The organism is uncultured Merdimonas sp., from assembly GCF_963929015.1.
GTDB lineage: Bacteria > Bacillota > Clostridia > Lachnospirales > Lachnospiraceae > Merdimonas.
Genome location: NZ_CAWVHE010000018.1, coordinates 74138 through 88971, shown reverse-complemented (window position 1 = coordinate 88971; position 14834 = coordinate 74138). Strand labels below are relative to the sequence as shown.

Sequence of the window (14834 nt, the reverse complement as noted above, 5' to 3'; positions counted from 1 at the left end):
TTATTTCATGTTGACTTCAGCGCCTTCAGCCTCAAGTTTAGCCTTGATCTCCTCAGCCTCTGCCTTGGATACGCCTTCTTTTACAGTCTTCGGAGCCTCGTCTACCAGAGCCTTAGCTTCCTTCAGTCCAAGACCGGTGATCTCACGAACAACCTTGATAACCTTAACCTTGGATGCGCCTGCGGATACAAGTTCTACATCGAACTCATCCTTCTCTTCTGCTGCTGCAGCTCCGTCTCCTGCTGCTGCTGCAACTACAACGCCTGCTGCTGCAGATACGCCAAACTCTTCTTCGCAAGCTTTTACGAGCTCATTTAACTCTAATACAGATAACTCTTTGATAGCATCAATAAATTCTGCTGTTGTCATTTTTGCCATTTTATTTTCCTCCATTTTTATTATTTTCATTGAATGTCCCCTGTCTTATGCCCGGGGAACGGCACTATGAAGCTTTCTTCAGGCTACTCTGCAGCCGGAGCTTCTTCTGCTGCAGGTGCTTCCTCTGCAGCCGGCGCTTCCTCTGCTGCGGGCGCTTCCTCTGCAGGAGCTGCTTCGCAGTTTGCTGCGCCGCCCTGTTCTGCAATCTGATTGAGAACGCGGGCCAGGTTTGTGATGGGTGACTGCAGGCTTCCAAGCAGCTTGGACAGCAGTTCTTCTCTTGACGGGATCTTGGACAGCTCTGTCAGTCCGTTTACGTCATAGAAAGTTCCTTCCACAACACCAGCCTTTAACTCCAGGGCTTTTGCGTCTTTTGCAAATTTGCACAGGATTCTCGCCGGAGCTGTCGCGTCGTCTTTGGAAATCGCGATAGCACTGGGACCTTCCAGATGCTCGTCCAGAACAGCAAAATCTGTTCCTTCAAAAGCTCTCTTCATCATGGTGTTTTTGCAAACCTTGTAGATGATCCCGGCTTCTCTCATCTGCTTACGCAGCTCTGTATCCTGTGCAACAGTCAGTCCGCGGTAATCTACCAGCACAACGCTTGCCGCATCTTTTACATCTTCTGCGATTGCCTGTACAACCGGTTGTTTTAATTCCACTTTTGCCACGAATGGTATACCTCCTTGTAAGATTTTTGACTGCTTTAAGGAAATATAAAAAGCCTCTGTGCCAAAAGACACAGAGGCATTGTAAATTCATCACTCGAATCTAACTCTCCTCGGCAGGCGTATTACTACTTACGCTTACGCACCTGCTGTCTTCGGCAGTCTTTTATTAAGATAGCATACTCGCCGATATCTGTCAACACCTTTTCCTATCTTAAAAACCCAAAACTTCTGACAATATAGGGTTCTTTTACTTTTCCTCCGCAGATGGAGAAAAACGCGATGATCCGGCACACAAAAAGCACCAGATAGAAAATAACCGCGATAAACGGCACCACAATGGTCCAGCACAGAACCAGCGCCACGATCCCCGTCAGCGTAGAGAGCACGGTAAACTTCAGAGCCTGTCTTACATGGAACATGGCATATTCCGACTTGTTTCCTGCCAGAAGCGCGATAATGATCCCGATCGTTCCGGTCAGATAAGCGATCATGGCAAACACCTTATTATCCGAAATATCCTTCTTGTCAAACTCTGCCGTATGGTCATAAGGATCTGCCGGAGCCTGATAGTACTGCTGATACTGTCCCTGCTGCCTGTACTGCTGCTGATACTGTGTCTGCTGTCCCTGCTGTCCCTGCTGCTGATACTGTGTCTGCTGTCCCTGCTGCTGATACCCTCTCTGGTACTGCTGGTTCGGCGACTGCTGATACTGGGCCTGCTGCTCCTGGCCGGCCTGATCCTGGCTTTGTTTCTCCTGGCTTTGCTGCGGATTCGCCTCCTGCTCCATTCTTCCGCCGCATTTTGCACAGAAGGATGCGTTATCCGGCACCTCTGCGCCGCAAACTTTACAAATCTTCATGTTCTTGATTCCTCCTTGCTGTAAAAAATGAGAAAAGGGATACCGGTTCGCAGCCGATATCCCCCTTATTATATCATAATATTCTGCGATCGATTACACCAATTTCATCGGATTGATCTTCACACTCGGTCCCATGGTGGAAGTCAATACAACACTCTTTAAGAACTGGCCTTTGACTGCGGCCGGTCTTGCTTTATTGATCGCATCGATCAGCGTCTGGAAGTTGTCCGTAAGTTGTTCTTCGGTAAAGGATGCTTTACCTACTGGCACATGGATAATGTTTGTCTTGTCAAGTCTGTACTCGATCTTACCGGCTTTGATATCCTGGATCGCCTTGGTAACGTCCATGGTTACAGTTCCGGCTTTCGGGTTGGGCATCAGGCCCTTGGGTCCAAGCACACGTCCGAGACGTCCTACAACGCCCATCATATCCGGTGTAGCTACCACTACGTCGAACTCGAACCAGTTTTCATTCTGGATCTTCGGGATCAGCTCGTCTGCGCCTACATAGTCAGCTCCTGCAGCCTTTGCCTCCTCTGCTTTCGCATCTTTTGCGAATACAAGGATACGCACCTTTTTTCCAGTTCCATGAGGCAGTACAACTGCGCCACGGATCTGCTGGTCAGCGTGGCGTCCGTCACATCCGGTTCTGATGTGAGCTTCGATGGTCTCGTCAAATTTTGCTGTTGCGGTCTTCTTTACCAGTGTTACTGCATCTGCTACATCGTAGAGAGTTCCTCTGTCGATCGCTTTCGCAGCTTCCACATATTTCTTTCCTCTTTTCATTTCAATAACCTCCTTGTGGTAATGTCGGGATACCCCTCCCACTATTTACTTGCTTCCATAACTAAGGCCGTCTGTATGCCAGACATTCTACTCCTCTACCTTAACGCCCATAGAACGACAGGTACCTGCGATCATGCTCATGGCAGCTTCCAGGTTTGCAGCGTTCAGGTCCGGCATCTTGGTCTCTGCGATCTCCTGCAGCTGTGCCTTGGTGATCGTAGCTACCTTTGTCTTGTTCGGAACACCGGAGCCGGATTTGATCTTACATGCTTTTTTGATCAGAACTGCTGCCGGAGGAGTCTTGGTGATAAAGCTGAAACTTCTGTCGTTATAAACAGTGATAACAACCGGAATGATCAGATCTCCCTGATCTGCGGTTCTTGCGTTAAACTGCTTTGTAAACTCAACGATATTTACACCGTGCTGACCAAGCGCAGGCCCAACCGGTGGTGCCGGAGTTGCTTTTCCGGCAGGAATCTGTAATTTGATATAACCTTCTACTTTTTTTGCCATTTTCATTACCTCCTTGTGGTGCTCTCGGGACGAACCCCGCCCCTCCCACGTTTTCCTACATCTTTACAACTTCTGCGAAACTAAGTTCAACCGGAGTTTCCCGGCCGAACAGCTCAACATTGATAGTCAGGGTCTGCTTCTGGATGTTGATCGACGTTACCACGCCTACCGTATCCGCCCAGGCGCCCGCCACGACTTTGATTGTATCGCCCACTTCGTAATCCACCACGATATTTTCTCTGTGGATCCCAAGCGAGGCCATCTCTGCATCTGTCAGCGGAACCGGTTTGGATCCCGGGCCTACAAAGCCTGTCACACCTCTGGTATTACGCACTACATACCATGTATCATCATTCATGATCATATGGATCAGTACATATCCGGGGAACATCTTTTTCTGAGACGCTTTTTCTACGCCGTTCTTCATTTCAACGACTTCCTGCATCGGAACCTGAACTTCCAGGATCTGTTCTTCCAGATGCCGGTTCTCAATGGTCTTATCGATGTTGGCTTTTACTTTGTTTTCATACCCGGAATAGGTATGAACTACGTACCATTTTGCCTCTGACATATTCTCACCTTTCCTGCCTGGCTGTTTATCAGTGTTATTTTACCAATAAATCGATCCCGTACCGGGCAATGAAATCGACGATCGCGATAATGATCCCCAGTACCACAGATACCGATACAACCGCCGCCGTCTGTTTAGCAATTGTCATTTTGTCTGGCCAGATGATCTTCTTAAACTCTTTCTCGAGCCCTTTGAACCAGCTTGTCTTCTGCGTTTTTTCGCTCATGACATTCACTCCTTTTGGCGATTATTTCGTTTCTTTGTGCAGTGTGTGTGACTTGCAGAACTTACAGTACTTCTTTGTCTCCATGCGCTCCGGATGTGCTTTCTTATCCTTCGTCATGTTGTAGTTACGCTGCTTGCACTCTGTACATTCCAATGTGATTCTTGTACGCACAACTTCCACCTCACTTTACGTTTGTTCTACGTTTGCGTGTTACCCGGCCGCCGAAAGCGGCAGCCTGATTTTAGGCATAAAAAAAAGACCTACTTCCATTCGCCTGTCTAGTGTATCACACAAACCCTGCAAAAGCAAGCCTTTTCTTTTACTACTTCTCATTCAGTCCCTCATTCCACTGTCGTTCCGTATCCGGCACGATGGCGGATCAGTTCCGCAGCGATGCTGACGGCGATCTCTTCCGGCGTCTCCGCCCCGATAGGAAGGCCGATGGGGGTGTGTATCCTTCCGATCTCCTCTGGCGAAATGTGATATTCCGTTCTAAGCTTCTCCGCCACAACTGCCGCTTTCCTGCGGCTGCCGATCACCCCGATATAGGAAGCCTTTGTCTGCAGCACCTGTGCTTCTATGACAAGATCGTCCTTATGTCCCCTGGTCATGATGCACACACAATCCTCTTCCCGGATGGACACAGACTCCCCGATCCGTTGATTGTCGATCCGGCGCAGCTGCACCTCCCCAGGAAACAGCTCTTTTTTCAGAAATTCCTCCCGATCCTCCAGGATCACACAGGAAAACCCAAGAAAAACAAGGACCTGCGCCAGCGCCTGCGCCACATGACCGCCGCCGAAAATATAGACCTTTCCCGCTTTCCGTTCCTTCTGCGCTTCTTTTCTTAACTCTTCAAACACTTCCTCAAATCCGTCCATTTCCCGGGAAAGGTACCGAAATTCCACCTGAAGACTTCCGCCGCAGATCATCCCTTCCTCTATCGCGGTTTCTCCGCTTAAGTCAAAGCTTTCCTGACAGGACTTCTTTTCCTCCAGCGCCCTTAATGCCGCCCTGATCCCCTGATGCTCCAGGATCCCGCCGCCGATGGAGCCGAAAATACGTCCCTCTTTTCCAACGATCATCCGGGCGCCGGCTTTGCGGGGAACTGACCCTTTACTATCGGTCACAGTTGCCAGTACTGCCGACCGGTCTTCCTCCATGAGCTTTTCCAGAACTTCCATCCACTGTTTCATTTTTTTGCTTCCTTTCTTCCTACCAGAGATTCAGTCCCCTCAGGTCTTTGGGATCCTGCCCCGGCCTTCTGTCCGGGCGGGAGGATGTCACTTCTCCGCTTTTCCCTCCGGTCTTGCGTACCAGATAGATTTCCCCGATCTCCATCGTCTTATCCAGCGCTTTACACATATCGTATACTGTAAGAAGCGCAACACTCACGCCGGTCAGCGCTTCCATCTCCACACCGGTCTTCCCGGTCACCTTTACCGTACAGTAACAATAGACCGCGCACTCCCGGGGATCCATCTCAAACTGGATCCGGCAGCCGGTGAGGGGAAGGATGTGGCACATGGGGATCAGTTCCGCTGTCCGCTTCGCTCCCATGATGCCGGCCGTGGTGGCCACTCCCAGCACGTCGCCCTTTCCCACCGTGCCTTCTTCAATCGCACGGTAGACCTCCTGACTGACGGTGATCTTACCCGCCGCCACCGCGCAGCGCTCTGTTTCATTTTTATCTGTCACATCCACCATCAGGGCTTTGCCCCGTTCATCAAAATGTGTAAATTCCATGTCCTTATCCCTCCACTTTATCCCCTGCAGACTTTCTGTCATATCATATTTAATCATACCAGACAAATTTCCATGAAACAATCGTGTTTTTTTCATAATTTTCCACAAATTTTTATCAAAAAAAGTGGAAAGCAAAAAGCAAAAATTGTATAATAGAAACATCTTGTAATATTAATAAGGAAAGAGAGGATTCATCATGAAACAGAATAGTATGTTAGCGATGATTCTGGCCGGCGGACGTGGCTCTCGTCTTCATGAACTGACCAACAAAGTTGCCAAACCTGCCGTTTCATATGGCGGAAGATATCGGATCATTGATTTCCCCTTAAGCAACTGCGCCAACAGCGGCATTGATGTGGTCGGTGTTCTTACACAGTACGAATCTATTTTGCTGAACAGTTATGTGGCTGCCGGCAGACGCTGGGGGCTGGACGCAAAAGACAGCGGCGTGTTTGTTCTGCCGCCCCGCGAAAAGGCAGATGAAAATCTGAACGTATACCGGGGAACTGCTGACGCCATCTCCCAGAATATCGACTTTATTGACGGATACAGCCCGGATTATCTTCTGGTACTCTCCGGCGACCACATTTATAAGATGAATTATGCGAAGATGCTGGCAGAGCACAAGGCCCAGAACGCCGAAGCCACCATCGCCGTCATCGAGGTCCCCATCCGGGAGGCCAGTCGCTTTGGAATCATGAACACCAACGAGACCGGACAGATCGTGGAATTTGAGGAAAAACCGGAGCATCCAAAGAGCAACCTGGCTTCCATGGGTATCTATATCTTTAACTGGAAGCCCCTCCGCAAACTCCTGACCGCAGACATGAAAGATCCGGATTCCAGCCATGACTTTGGAAAGGATATCATTCCGCAGATGCTGGCAAACGGAGATAAGCTTTATGCTTATAAATTCAAAGGCTACTGGAAGGATGTGGGAACCATTGATTCCCTTTGGGAAGCTAACATGGATCTGCTGGACAAAAATAATGAACTGGATTTAAGCGACCGCACCTGGAAAATCTACACAGAAGACGTTACTTCCCTGCCCCAGTATATCGGGCCTGACGCTACCATCAAACGCGCCTTTATCACCCAGGGCTGCATCATCGAAGGTGAAGTCAGAAATTCTGTATTATTCACCGGCGCAAAGGTGGGCCCCGGCGCAAAAGTGATCGACAGCGTCCTGATGCCGGGCGCGGTTGTGGAAGAAGGCGCTGTCGTAACCAGAGCTCTTGTGGCGGACAATGTGAAGATTGGAAAAGAAGCCGTGGTAGGAGCAGCAGACAGCGAACACATCGAACTGGTGTCAAAACGCGTAAAGGGGGTAGAATAATATGGCAAGAGCATTTGGAATCATTAATTTTGCCGGAAACCACATCCAGGTGGAAGGCATACAGAAATACCGCCCGGTAGGCGCCTTTTCCTTTCTTGGAAGGTATCGGGTCATCGACTTTCAGATCTCGAATATGAGCAACAGCGGCATCGACCACATGCAGGTTTATATCCGCAGGAAACCCCAGTCTCTGACCGCCCACTTAGGCACCGGCCGTCATTACAACATCAACTCTAAGAGAGGACGGCTCCGGATCCTGTACGCAGAGATGGAAAAGGGATTCTCCATCTACAGCACGGACATTGCCTCCTATCTTGAAAATATGGAATTTATCGAGGAAGAACATTATCCTTATGTGATCATTGCCCCCAGCTATATGATCTATACCCAGGACTACAGCAAACTCCTGGATGATCACATCGCGTCCGGTGCAGACATTACTCTGCTGTATCACAGCGTGGACAACGCCAAAGAATTTTTCCTCAACTGCTACACGCTGAACCTGAACAAGCAAAAGGGGCTTCTGTCCATTGACCAGAATCACGGAAATGCTAAGAACCGCAACATTTTCATGGATACCTTTATCATGAAAAAAGAACTGTTCATTGACCTGGTAAATAAAGCGAAGAAAACATCTTCCATGTATACCATGGCAGACATCGTAAATGCGTCCGTAGATGAACTGGATATCCGCGGCGTATCCCACAGAGGTTACTTTGCGGCCATCAGCGACTTTAAGAGTTATTATCACGCGAATCTCTCTCTCATCGATTTCAAAGCCGCGCAGAATCTCTTTGACGACGAATGGCCCATTTATACCAGAACCAACGATTCCTGCCCGACACAGTATTTTGACGATGCAGATGTGAAACACTCCATCGTGTCCAACGGCTGCCTGATCGAAGGAACTATTGAGAACTCCATCATCGGCCGGGGATGCACCATCAAAAAGGGCGCTGTGGTGAAAAACAGTATTATCCTGCCCACCGCAGTGATCGGCGAGGATGTACATATCGAAAATCACGTAGTGGATAAACACGCCAACATCATCCACGCCAAAGATCTGACCGCTGATCCTGACAATCCGGGATATATCCGCAGGGGAGATACTTTATAGGAAAACACCAGATAAGAACTTTAGAAACAAATAAATTTCACGCGCAGGATACAGGAGAATACATCTTTTGTATCCTGCCTTTTTTCAAAGGGAGGGATCTCTATGAAACCCAAATTTGCAATCGTAAGCGACGGCTCCTGCGATCTCCCTGCCGAAGAGGCCGCCCGCCACGACATCGAAGTTGTGCACTTTCTCGTTTCTTTTGACGGAGAACGCTATGTGCGGGAAGGCGCAGACATTTCATTATCGGAATTTTATCAGCAGATGCATGATCATCCCAGGCAGTATCCGAAGACCGCCGCCCCTTCCCCGGAAGATTTTCTGCGCGCCTTTGAAAGTGCCGCCCGAAAAAGCCCTTTCATCTTGTGCATCTGCATTTCCACCAGGCTCAGTTCTTCCATGCAGTCGGCTCTGATTGCCCGGGATATGATGGCCGAGTCCCATCCCGATCTTACAATCGAGGTCGTAGATTCCCTCTGCGCCACCCTGATGCAGAGCGTCTATGTTCTGGAGGCCTGCCGTTTAAGAGACGCCGGCTTCTCTCTGGAAGAAGCCACAGAAGAAATGGAAAAGCTTCGCAAAACCGCCCGGATCCTTTTTACAGTGGGCGACCTGGACTATATCCGGCATGGAGGACGGATCGGAAAGATGACAGGCTTTGCAGGCAACCTTTTAAATATCAAACCGCTGATTACTCTGGAAGACGGCGAGATCCACTCCTCGGGGATCCGCCGGGGACGGAAGAAATCACTAAGCGGGTTGATCGACCTTCTTTTTGACTATCTGGATACTTCAAAACTGGCTCCTGCGGATTGTTCCATGATCCTGGGATACAGCTATGACGAAGAGGAAGCCCTGCAGTTTGCCGAAAGGGTGAAGCGCGCTGTCGAAGAAAAATATCAGCAGCGCATCCCCGTCCCTGCCTGCCGGATCGGCGCCACCATCGGCGTCCACGCAGGCCCCACCGCCATCGGCTTTGGGATCATACAAAAAGCCCGGGAAAGCCTCTGCAAGAATTTTTGAAAAAACTATTGCTTTTTCAGGAAAAATTTGCTTTCCTATTATATAGAGTTATGAATCCACAGTAAAAGGAGAGGTATGTACAATGAAACCAATCAAAGAAGGAAAAGTACGCGAGATCTACGATAACGGCGACAGCCTGATCATGGTCGCAACCGACCGCATCAGCTGCTTTGATGTGATCCTGAAAAATGATGTAACCAAAAAAGGAACTGTTCTGACACAGATGTCCCGGTTCTGGTTTAATATGACCAAAGACATTCTGCCAAATCACATGATCTCTACCGATGTAAAAGATATGCCTGAATTTTTCCAGCAGCCCAAATTTGACGGCAACAGCATGATGTGTAAAAAACTGGAAATGCTGCCCATCGAATGTATTGTCCGCGGCTATATTACCGGAAGCGGCTGGGCAAGCTACCAGAAGGACGGCACCGTATGCGGCATCAAACTGCCGGAAGGATTAAAAGAATCCGATAAACTGCCGGAACCCATCTACACTCCATCCACAAAAGCAGAGATCGGCGAGCATGACGAAAATATTTCCTATGAGCAGAGCATCGCTCACCTGGAAAAATACTTCCCCGGAAAAGGAGAAGAATATGCTCAGAAGCTTCGCGACTACACCATCGCCCTCTACAAAAAATGTGCCGACTACGCATTAAGCCGGGGAATCATCATCGCAGACACCAAATTTGAATTCGGGCTGGACGAAAACGGCAATATCGTCCTCGGCGATGAAATGCTCACTCCCGACAGCTCCCGCTTCTGGCCTGCCGAAGGTTATGAACCGGGGCACTCACAGCCTTCCTTTGACAAACAGTTTGCCCGCGACTGGCTGAAAGCCAACCCGGACAACGACTGGACACTGCCACAGGACATTGTACAGAAAACGATTGATAAATATCTGCAGGGATATGAAATGCTGACAGGCGAGAAGCTGTAAACGCTAATTTGGGACGTAGACCTTTTGCAAAGGTCTACGTCCCAAATTGCATTTTGCCCTGTACCCAAATGGATTTTACCCTGTACCCAACTCGTCCATCAGTTGCTCCAGGGCTGCTCCAACGCCGTCTTCATCGTTGGAAAGTGTGATCCGATCCGCCGAAGCTTTACAGCCCGGAACCGCATTGGCTACTGCAATCCCAAGTCCTGCCATCTCAAGCAGCTCTTTATCGTTGTCTCCGTCTCCGAATGCCAGCAACTGTCCAGCCTCTATTCCCAGGCGCTCCAGCAGGGATCTCATTGCGGAGGCTTTTCCGCCGTCTTTATGGGTAATCTCCAGAAGTTGTTTCACCGAAGTTGTTACATAAACGTCCGCCACTTCTGCCTGAATCTTGTTCCAGAGTTCTTCTTTTCTTTTTCCGATCACAATATTCATGCAATCAAGCTCCCGGATATGTGCCTTTATGAATGTACAGATATCCTCTACCGGCCGCCGGGTATCCCGGATATACGGGACGCTCTCCGGTCTGGCTCCGTACCGGACCGGATCTGCCACATATGAGGCCTGAGCGTAAGCAATCCCGTCTATTGGCATCTCGTAAGCCACATCGATCCCCCAGTCTGCCGCCGCCTTTTCAGTCACGTCCAAAAGCTGTTCTACCGCTACTGGCGTCAGTTTATACTCCTGTATCTTCTCTTTGCTTTGCAGATCCCAGACAGATGCCCCATTGGAGACGACTGCGTAGCGGATCCCCGGGATCTCTGTAATCTCCGCGGGCAGTGCCTGCGCCGGCCTTCCGCTTGCCACAACTACCTGCACCCCTCTGTCTATCGCTGCCCGGATCGCCCGCAGATTTCTCCTGCTAAGTTTTCCCCGACTGTTCAGCGTCGTCCTGTCCAGATCCAGAGCTATACACCTGATCTTCATGCCGCACCATGCCTTTCCTGCGCCCGGCTCCCGCCCTTCTTATCTTTCCCGTAAATCCCCTGCCTCCTCTGCAAAAGCAAGGTTCCGAAGGAGGCCGCCAGCACCTGTTGAAATAAGGTCCCGATCATCACCGGAAACATCACTTCCCCCGGGAAATATGCCGCAGCGATCACTGCCCCGGCGCTGATGTTACGCATCCCGGATCCGTACATCACAGACACCTTGTCTTCCCGCTTCATCCGCAGAGTCGCCGCCGCGCCATATCCAAGAAAATATCCGGCCGCGGCCAGAAGCAGGATGCAAAACGCCACCCAAATCCGCTCGCCGTTCAGGTGCCGCACATAGGGCGCCACCTTTGACGAATTGGCTGTTACAACAAACATCAGGCACAGCTTGGAGAAAAACGCCAGTCTGGGCGGCCAGAATTCTTTGACTCTCCCGCCGCTCCACTGATTCAGGCACATAGCCAGGATTGCGGGAAGCGCGATCATGAACACCAGCTCGCTCATCATTTCCTGGGTATTCATCCTTACCCTTGCTCCCACCAGAATATGCAGAGTCGCCGGGATCACAAAGGGCGCCAGCACCGTATCCAGGATCACCAGAGATAAAGCCATAGATTGATTTCCCTGATAGATGGACACCCACATCACGCCCACCACAGCCGCGGGAACCGAAAACTCCAGGACCATTCCGGTGATCAGGTTCGGATTGTCCGTAAAAAACAAATGTCCCGCCGCGCAGGCCGCCGTCGGCATGAGCACATGCAGGAAACCAATCGCCAGCAAAAGGGGAAGGGGGTTTTGAAACACCCTTCCCACATCCCGGAAACTGGACTTTAACGCTCCGATAAACGTCATAACTGCAAACATTACCGGCACCAGGGGAAGCCCCTTTCCGGCGATCTCCGGAAACAACACTCCCAGGATCAGGCAGGCCGGCGTTACAAATGCCATTCGTTTTTCAATTGCCGCATTCCATCTGCTCAACATGATCTATCTCCACTTTCCCATACCTGTGATATTGCCCGGATAACATCTGCCGATGGCCGGTCTGACGCTTCCAGAAATGTTTTCTTACTGCAGCATCTCATACACCACGCCGGACGACCGGGTAATAAACTGTCTGGCTGCGCCGGGATTGCTTAGATTCTCAGACATCACACATATCACATAAGTGCCCCCGGCAGCATACACGATTGCTGCGTCATTCTCCACATCCGAGAGCTCGCCCGTCTTATTGCCCACCGTAACTCCTGCCGGAATCCCGGCCGGGATCTTGCTTCTTCTCTGCTGCTGATTCATAAGACCAAGGATCGACTCCCCTCCTTCCAGCTGCCCGGATCCCGCCATCTTGAGGAAATTACAGCAGTCCCGTACAGAGGTATAATTGTCATCTGCATCATTGGGCTGCAGCATCAGGCGTCCCATATGCGTGTCCGAAAATCCATGGGCGCCGCAGTACTGATTCACCAGGCTCATACCATTTGCCGCAGATCCCGATCCCAGCCTTGCCACCAGCGTATTGCAGGCATCATTGTCACTGACCGTGATCATGGAACGAAGGAGGCTGTCCGTCTCCCCTCCGTAAGTATCCTGTCCGCTGACCGTCCCGTAATTTTCATATACACATCCGGCTACATAAAGCTTGATCAGACTGGCTGCCTGCATAGGGCCGCCGCCCACAGAAGCCAGCTCTCCTTCCGAGATCCGTCCTGCGCTGACCGCCACCTGGCCGCCTGCTCCATATTCCGTGCTTACCAGCTGCTGCAGGCGGCCAGTCAGCTCCTGCACGTTTCCGCCTGTACTTTGCGCCTCTCCCTTTTCTATCGCTTCTGCATCCGTATCCCGGGACTCCTCTTCTTTCGCAGTCTCTTCCTTTTCTGTCGCTTCCACGTCTTTCGACTCGTCCGATGCTTCCGCCTTAGACGGCCGCTCCACAATCCTGACCGGATCCGCCTTCTGCGTTTTCTTTTCTTTCTCCCCTGACCGGCTCTGAAAAAAGACCACCAGAACAAGAACCACCAGAAGAATGGCCAGAATAAAGGAAAGAATCCTCACTGCCTTTTTCATATTCCACCTTATTTCCTCAGATAATCACTGTTTACATATCCGTACTTGCCAAGGGAAGGCACATACACATACCAGTATGTCCCAAGAGAAGAATCGATCAGATCTACCTCCTGTCCATTGGCGATCTTGCCAATCTCATTGGCCGCGTCATAAGACGGCGCATTGCGAAGCGCCAGATACCCGGACGCCACGCTTGCATAATAGACCGAACTATTGTAATGGTACACACTGCTGTAAGAACTTACCAGATAATTCGCGTTGGTATATCCGTAAGAACCAAGGAACGGGGAATATACATACCAGTATTCTCCGTCTTTGCGGAGCACATAGACATAATCTCCGTTATACATCTTACCGATCTCATTTGTGGTATCAAACGCCTTGGCATTACGAAGCGCCAGGTAGCCTTTCTGCACATTTACATAATAGACGCCCAGATCCCTGGCCGGAGGCGTGCCGGGCCCGATGAGATCAGCTGCCGTCTGTCCGGAAGTCGTTGCCCCGGACTGATCGTCATCTTCTTCATCCTTCACCTCGGCCGGTTTCTCTTCTGCAAGCTTGCTCCGGTCAATATATCCGTAAGCCTTCGCCTCTGCAGCATAAATATAAGCATACTCTTTATCCGGCAGCGCCAGCACCGTCACCTCGTCGCCTCGCTCCAGGATCCCGACCGATGAACCGTCTCCTTCCGAACTGCTAAGAATGGTCAGTTCTTCGTCTTCTCCCACCGACACATACCTGGAGATCGGTTCCATGGCCGCATCCCGGTCATTGGTCAGATAATGATAATCCAGATAACCGGTAACTTCTTCCGCTTCCACATAGACCTTCCAGCTGCCGTTTCCTCCCCTCTCTACAAGGGAGACTTTTTCCCCGTTATTCAGACTGGTCAGCACCTTGCTGTCCTCATCTTCCGTCTCCCGGACTTTCAGCACTCCCTTACAGCCGGTGACATAATAATCTCCTTCTGTCTGTACTGCAGGCTCTGTATCCCTAAGGAAAAATACCGCGACAAACACAGCCGCCGCAAGCAAGACCGCACATCCCAAAAGCACAGGCACCAGCGCCCGGTTCTTTTTCTTTGGCGGCTCTGCAACAGGGGCGGTACTGTCTGTCCTCCGATTTCCGACAGTCTCAGATTCATGGCCATGCCGCATCTCCGGTTCACGGCCATACCGCGTCTCCGGTTCGCGGCCGTACCGCGTCTCCATCTTCCCCGCGCCCTCTTCCAGGATCATATAAGCGGTTTCATTTTCCTCAAAGAAATCCTTTACCTTACCGCCTCCCATAGCCGACGTATTTTTTGCAAGGTTTCTGGCCTGCTCCAGGAACTGGCCGAGCCCTCTGCGGAACTGTTCCTTCTGCTGTTCATTCTGGAACGTCAGACGGCTGGATTCCCCGCCATTCCTGCTGATACTTCCCACCGGGAAATACTCCTTGATCTGTATTTTTGTGTCCAGGACCAGATCCCGTCCGATATAAGTAATCCCGGCTTCATCCTCTTTGATCGCCTTGCCAGCCAGATACTTCCCGTTCAGTACGGTTCCAGGCTTCAGCTGATACGGCAGGGTATCCGGTATCTTTCGCTGCTCACACTCCTTACAGAACACCCCTTCTGCAATCTCACGCATACAGTTCAAACAATACTTTTTCATCTTACTTTCC

General features: G+C 50.6%; 17 protein-coding genes, 1 pseudogene and 1 other annotated feature. Of the genes and pseudogenes, 4 read left to right on the top strand and 14 right to left on the bottom strand.

The window, feature by feature from the left end:
- The 10 genes from rplL to moaC all read right to left on the bottom strand — a co-directional run bounded on the left by rplL (position 1) and on the right by moaC (position 5751).
- Entirely contained in the window at positions 1 to 378 is a 378-nt protein-coding gene (rplL, locus tag ABGT54_RS11440) for a 50S ribosomal protein L7/L12 (RefSeq protein WP_243416468.1), read from the bottom strand.
- A gap of 83 nt (positions 379 to 461) precedes the next feature.
- The gene (rplJ, locus tag ABGT54_RS11435) at positions 462 to 1049 is read right to left on the bottom strand and encodes a 50S ribosomal protein L10 (protein ID WP_346664200.1); all 588 of its coding nucleotides are present in this window, start codon (positions 1047 to 1049) and stop codon (positions 462 to 464) included.
- 37 nt (positions 1050 to 1086) lie between these two features.
- Positions 1087 to 1223, bottom strand: a sequence feature (ribosomal protein L10 leader region).
- Positions 1224 to 1255: 32 nt separating this feature from the next.
- Complete coding sequence (locus ABGT54_RS11430; protein ID WP_346664199.1) at positions 1256 to 1909, bottom strand: zinc-ribbon domain-containing protein; 654 nt, start codon at positions 1907 to 1909, stop codon at positions 1256 to 1258.
- A 93-nt stretch (positions 1910 to 2002) separates the two neighbouring features.
- Complete coding sequence (rplA, locus tag ABGT54_RS11425; RefSeq protein ID WP_346664198.1) at positions 2003 to 2695, bottom strand: 50S ribosomal protein L1; 693 nt, start codon at positions 2693 to 2695, stop codon at positions 2003 to 2005.
- Positions 2696 to 2782: 87 nt separating this feature from the next.
- On the bottom strand, positions 2783 to 3208 hold the full coding sequence (gene rplK, locus ABGT54_RS11420; RefSeq protein ID WP_204909434.1) for a 50S ribosomal protein L11: 426 nt from the start codon (positions 3206 to 3208) through the stop codon (positions 2783 to 2785).
- A gap of 55 nt (positions 3209 to 3263) precedes the next feature.
- Positions 3264 to 3779, bottom strand: coding sequence for a transcription termination/antitermination protein NusG (nusG, locus tag ABGT54_RS11415; RefSeq protein WP_346664197.1), 516 nt, complete (start codon positions 3777 to 3779; stop codon positions 3264 to 3266).
- A gap of 34 nt (positions 3780 to 3813) precedes the next feature.
- Positions 3814 to 4005 (bottom strand): preprotein translocase subunit SecE, encoded by a 192-nt coding sequence (secE, locus tag ABGT54_RS11410; RefSeq protein WP_346664196.1) that lies wholly within the window; start codon positions 4003 to 4005, stop codon positions 3814 to 3816.
- A 21-nt stretch (positions 4006 to 4026) separates the two neighbouring features.
- Positions 4027 to 4176, bottom strand: a complete 150-nt coding sequence (gene rpmG, locus ABGT54_RS11405; RefSeq protein ID WP_083262913.1) for a 50S ribosomal protein L33 — start codon at positions 4174 to 4176, stop codon at positions 4027 to 4029.
- A gap of 170 nt (positions 4177 to 4346) precedes the next feature.
- Complete coding sequence (locus ABGT54_RS11400) at positions 4347 to 5201, bottom strand: XdhC/CoxI family protein (RefSeq protein ID WP_346664195.1); 855 nt, start codon at positions 5199 to 5201, stop codon at positions 4347 to 4349.
- 19 nt (positions 5202 to 5220) lie between these two features.
- The gene (moaC, locus tag ABGT54_RS11395) at positions 5221 to 5751 is read right to left on the bottom strand and encodes a cyclic pyranopterin monophosphate synthase MoaC (protein WP_346664194.1); all 531 of its coding nucleotides are present in this window, start codon (positions 5749 to 5751) and stop codon (positions 5221 to 5223) included.
- A 196-nt stretch (positions 5752 to 5947) separates the two neighbouring features.
- On the opposite strand from moaC, the gene ABGT54_RS11390 reads away from it, so the two are divergent.
- The 4 genes and pseudogenes from ABGT54_RS11390 to ABGT54_RS11375 all read left to right on the top strand — a co-directional run.
- Positions 5948 to 7087: a glucose-1-phosphate adenylyltransferase gene (locus ABGT54_RS11390; protein ID WP_346664193.1), complete on the top strand. Its 1140-nt coding sequence runs from the start codon at positions 5948 to 5950 to the stop codon at positions 7085 to 7087.
- A gap of 1 nt (position 7088) precedes the next feature.
- Positions 7089 to 8204 carry a glucose-1-phosphate adenylyltransferase subunit GlgD gene (glgD, locus tag ABGT54_RS11385; RefSeq protein ID WP_346664192.1) on the top strand — a complete coding sequence of 372 codons (1116 nt, stop codon included), beginning with the start codon at positions 7089 to 7091 and terminating at the stop codon, positions 8202 to 8204.
- Positions 8205 to 8306: 102 nt separating this feature from the next.
- The gene (locus ABGT54_RS11380; RefSeq protein WP_346664191.1) at positions 8307 to 9227 is read left to right on the top strand and encodes a DegV family protein; all 921 of its coding nucleotides are present in this window, start codon (positions 8307 to 8309) and stop codon (positions 9225 to 9227) included.
- Between the two features lie 73 nt (positions 9228 to 9300).
- Positions 9301 to 10170: pseudogene (locus ABGT54_RS11375) on the top strand (phosphoribosylaminoimidazolesuccinocarboxamide synthase); the annotation flags it as partial.
- A 75-nt stretch (positions 10171 to 10245) separates the two neighbouring features.
- Here ABGT54_RS11375 and ABGT54_RS11370 read toward each other — a convergent pair.
- From ABGT54_RS11370 to ABGT54_RS11355, 4 genes are all read right to left on the bottom strand, one after another.
- A complete protein-coding gene (locus ABGT54_RS11370; RefSeq protein ID WP_346664190.1) occupies positions 10246 to 11097 on the bottom strand; it encodes an HAD family hydrolase in 852 nt (283 codons plus the stop codon).
- On the bottom strand, positions 11094 to 12089 hold the full coding sequence (locus ABGT54_RS11365; RefSeq protein ID WP_346664189.1) for a bile acid:sodium symporter family protein: 996 nt from the start codon (positions 12087 to 12089) through the stop codon (positions 11094 to 11096). Before ABGT54_RS11365 ends, ABGT54_RS11370 begins: the two co-directional genes overlap by 4 nt.
- Before the next feature lie 84 nt (positions 12090 to 12173).
- Positions 12174 to 13169, bottom strand: coding sequence for a serine hydrolase (locus ABGT54_RS11360; RefSeq protein ID WP_346664188.1), 996 nt, complete (start codon positions 13167 to 13169; stop codon positions 12174 to 12176).
- An 8-nt stretch (positions 13170 to 13177) separates the two neighbouring features.
- Complete coding sequence (locus tag ABGT54_RS11355; protein ID WP_346664187.1) at positions 13178 to 14824, bottom strand: SH3 domain-containing protein; 1647 nt, start codon at positions 14822 to 14824, stop codon at positions 13178 to 13180.
- Positions 14825 to 14834: the final 10 nt, after the last annotated feature.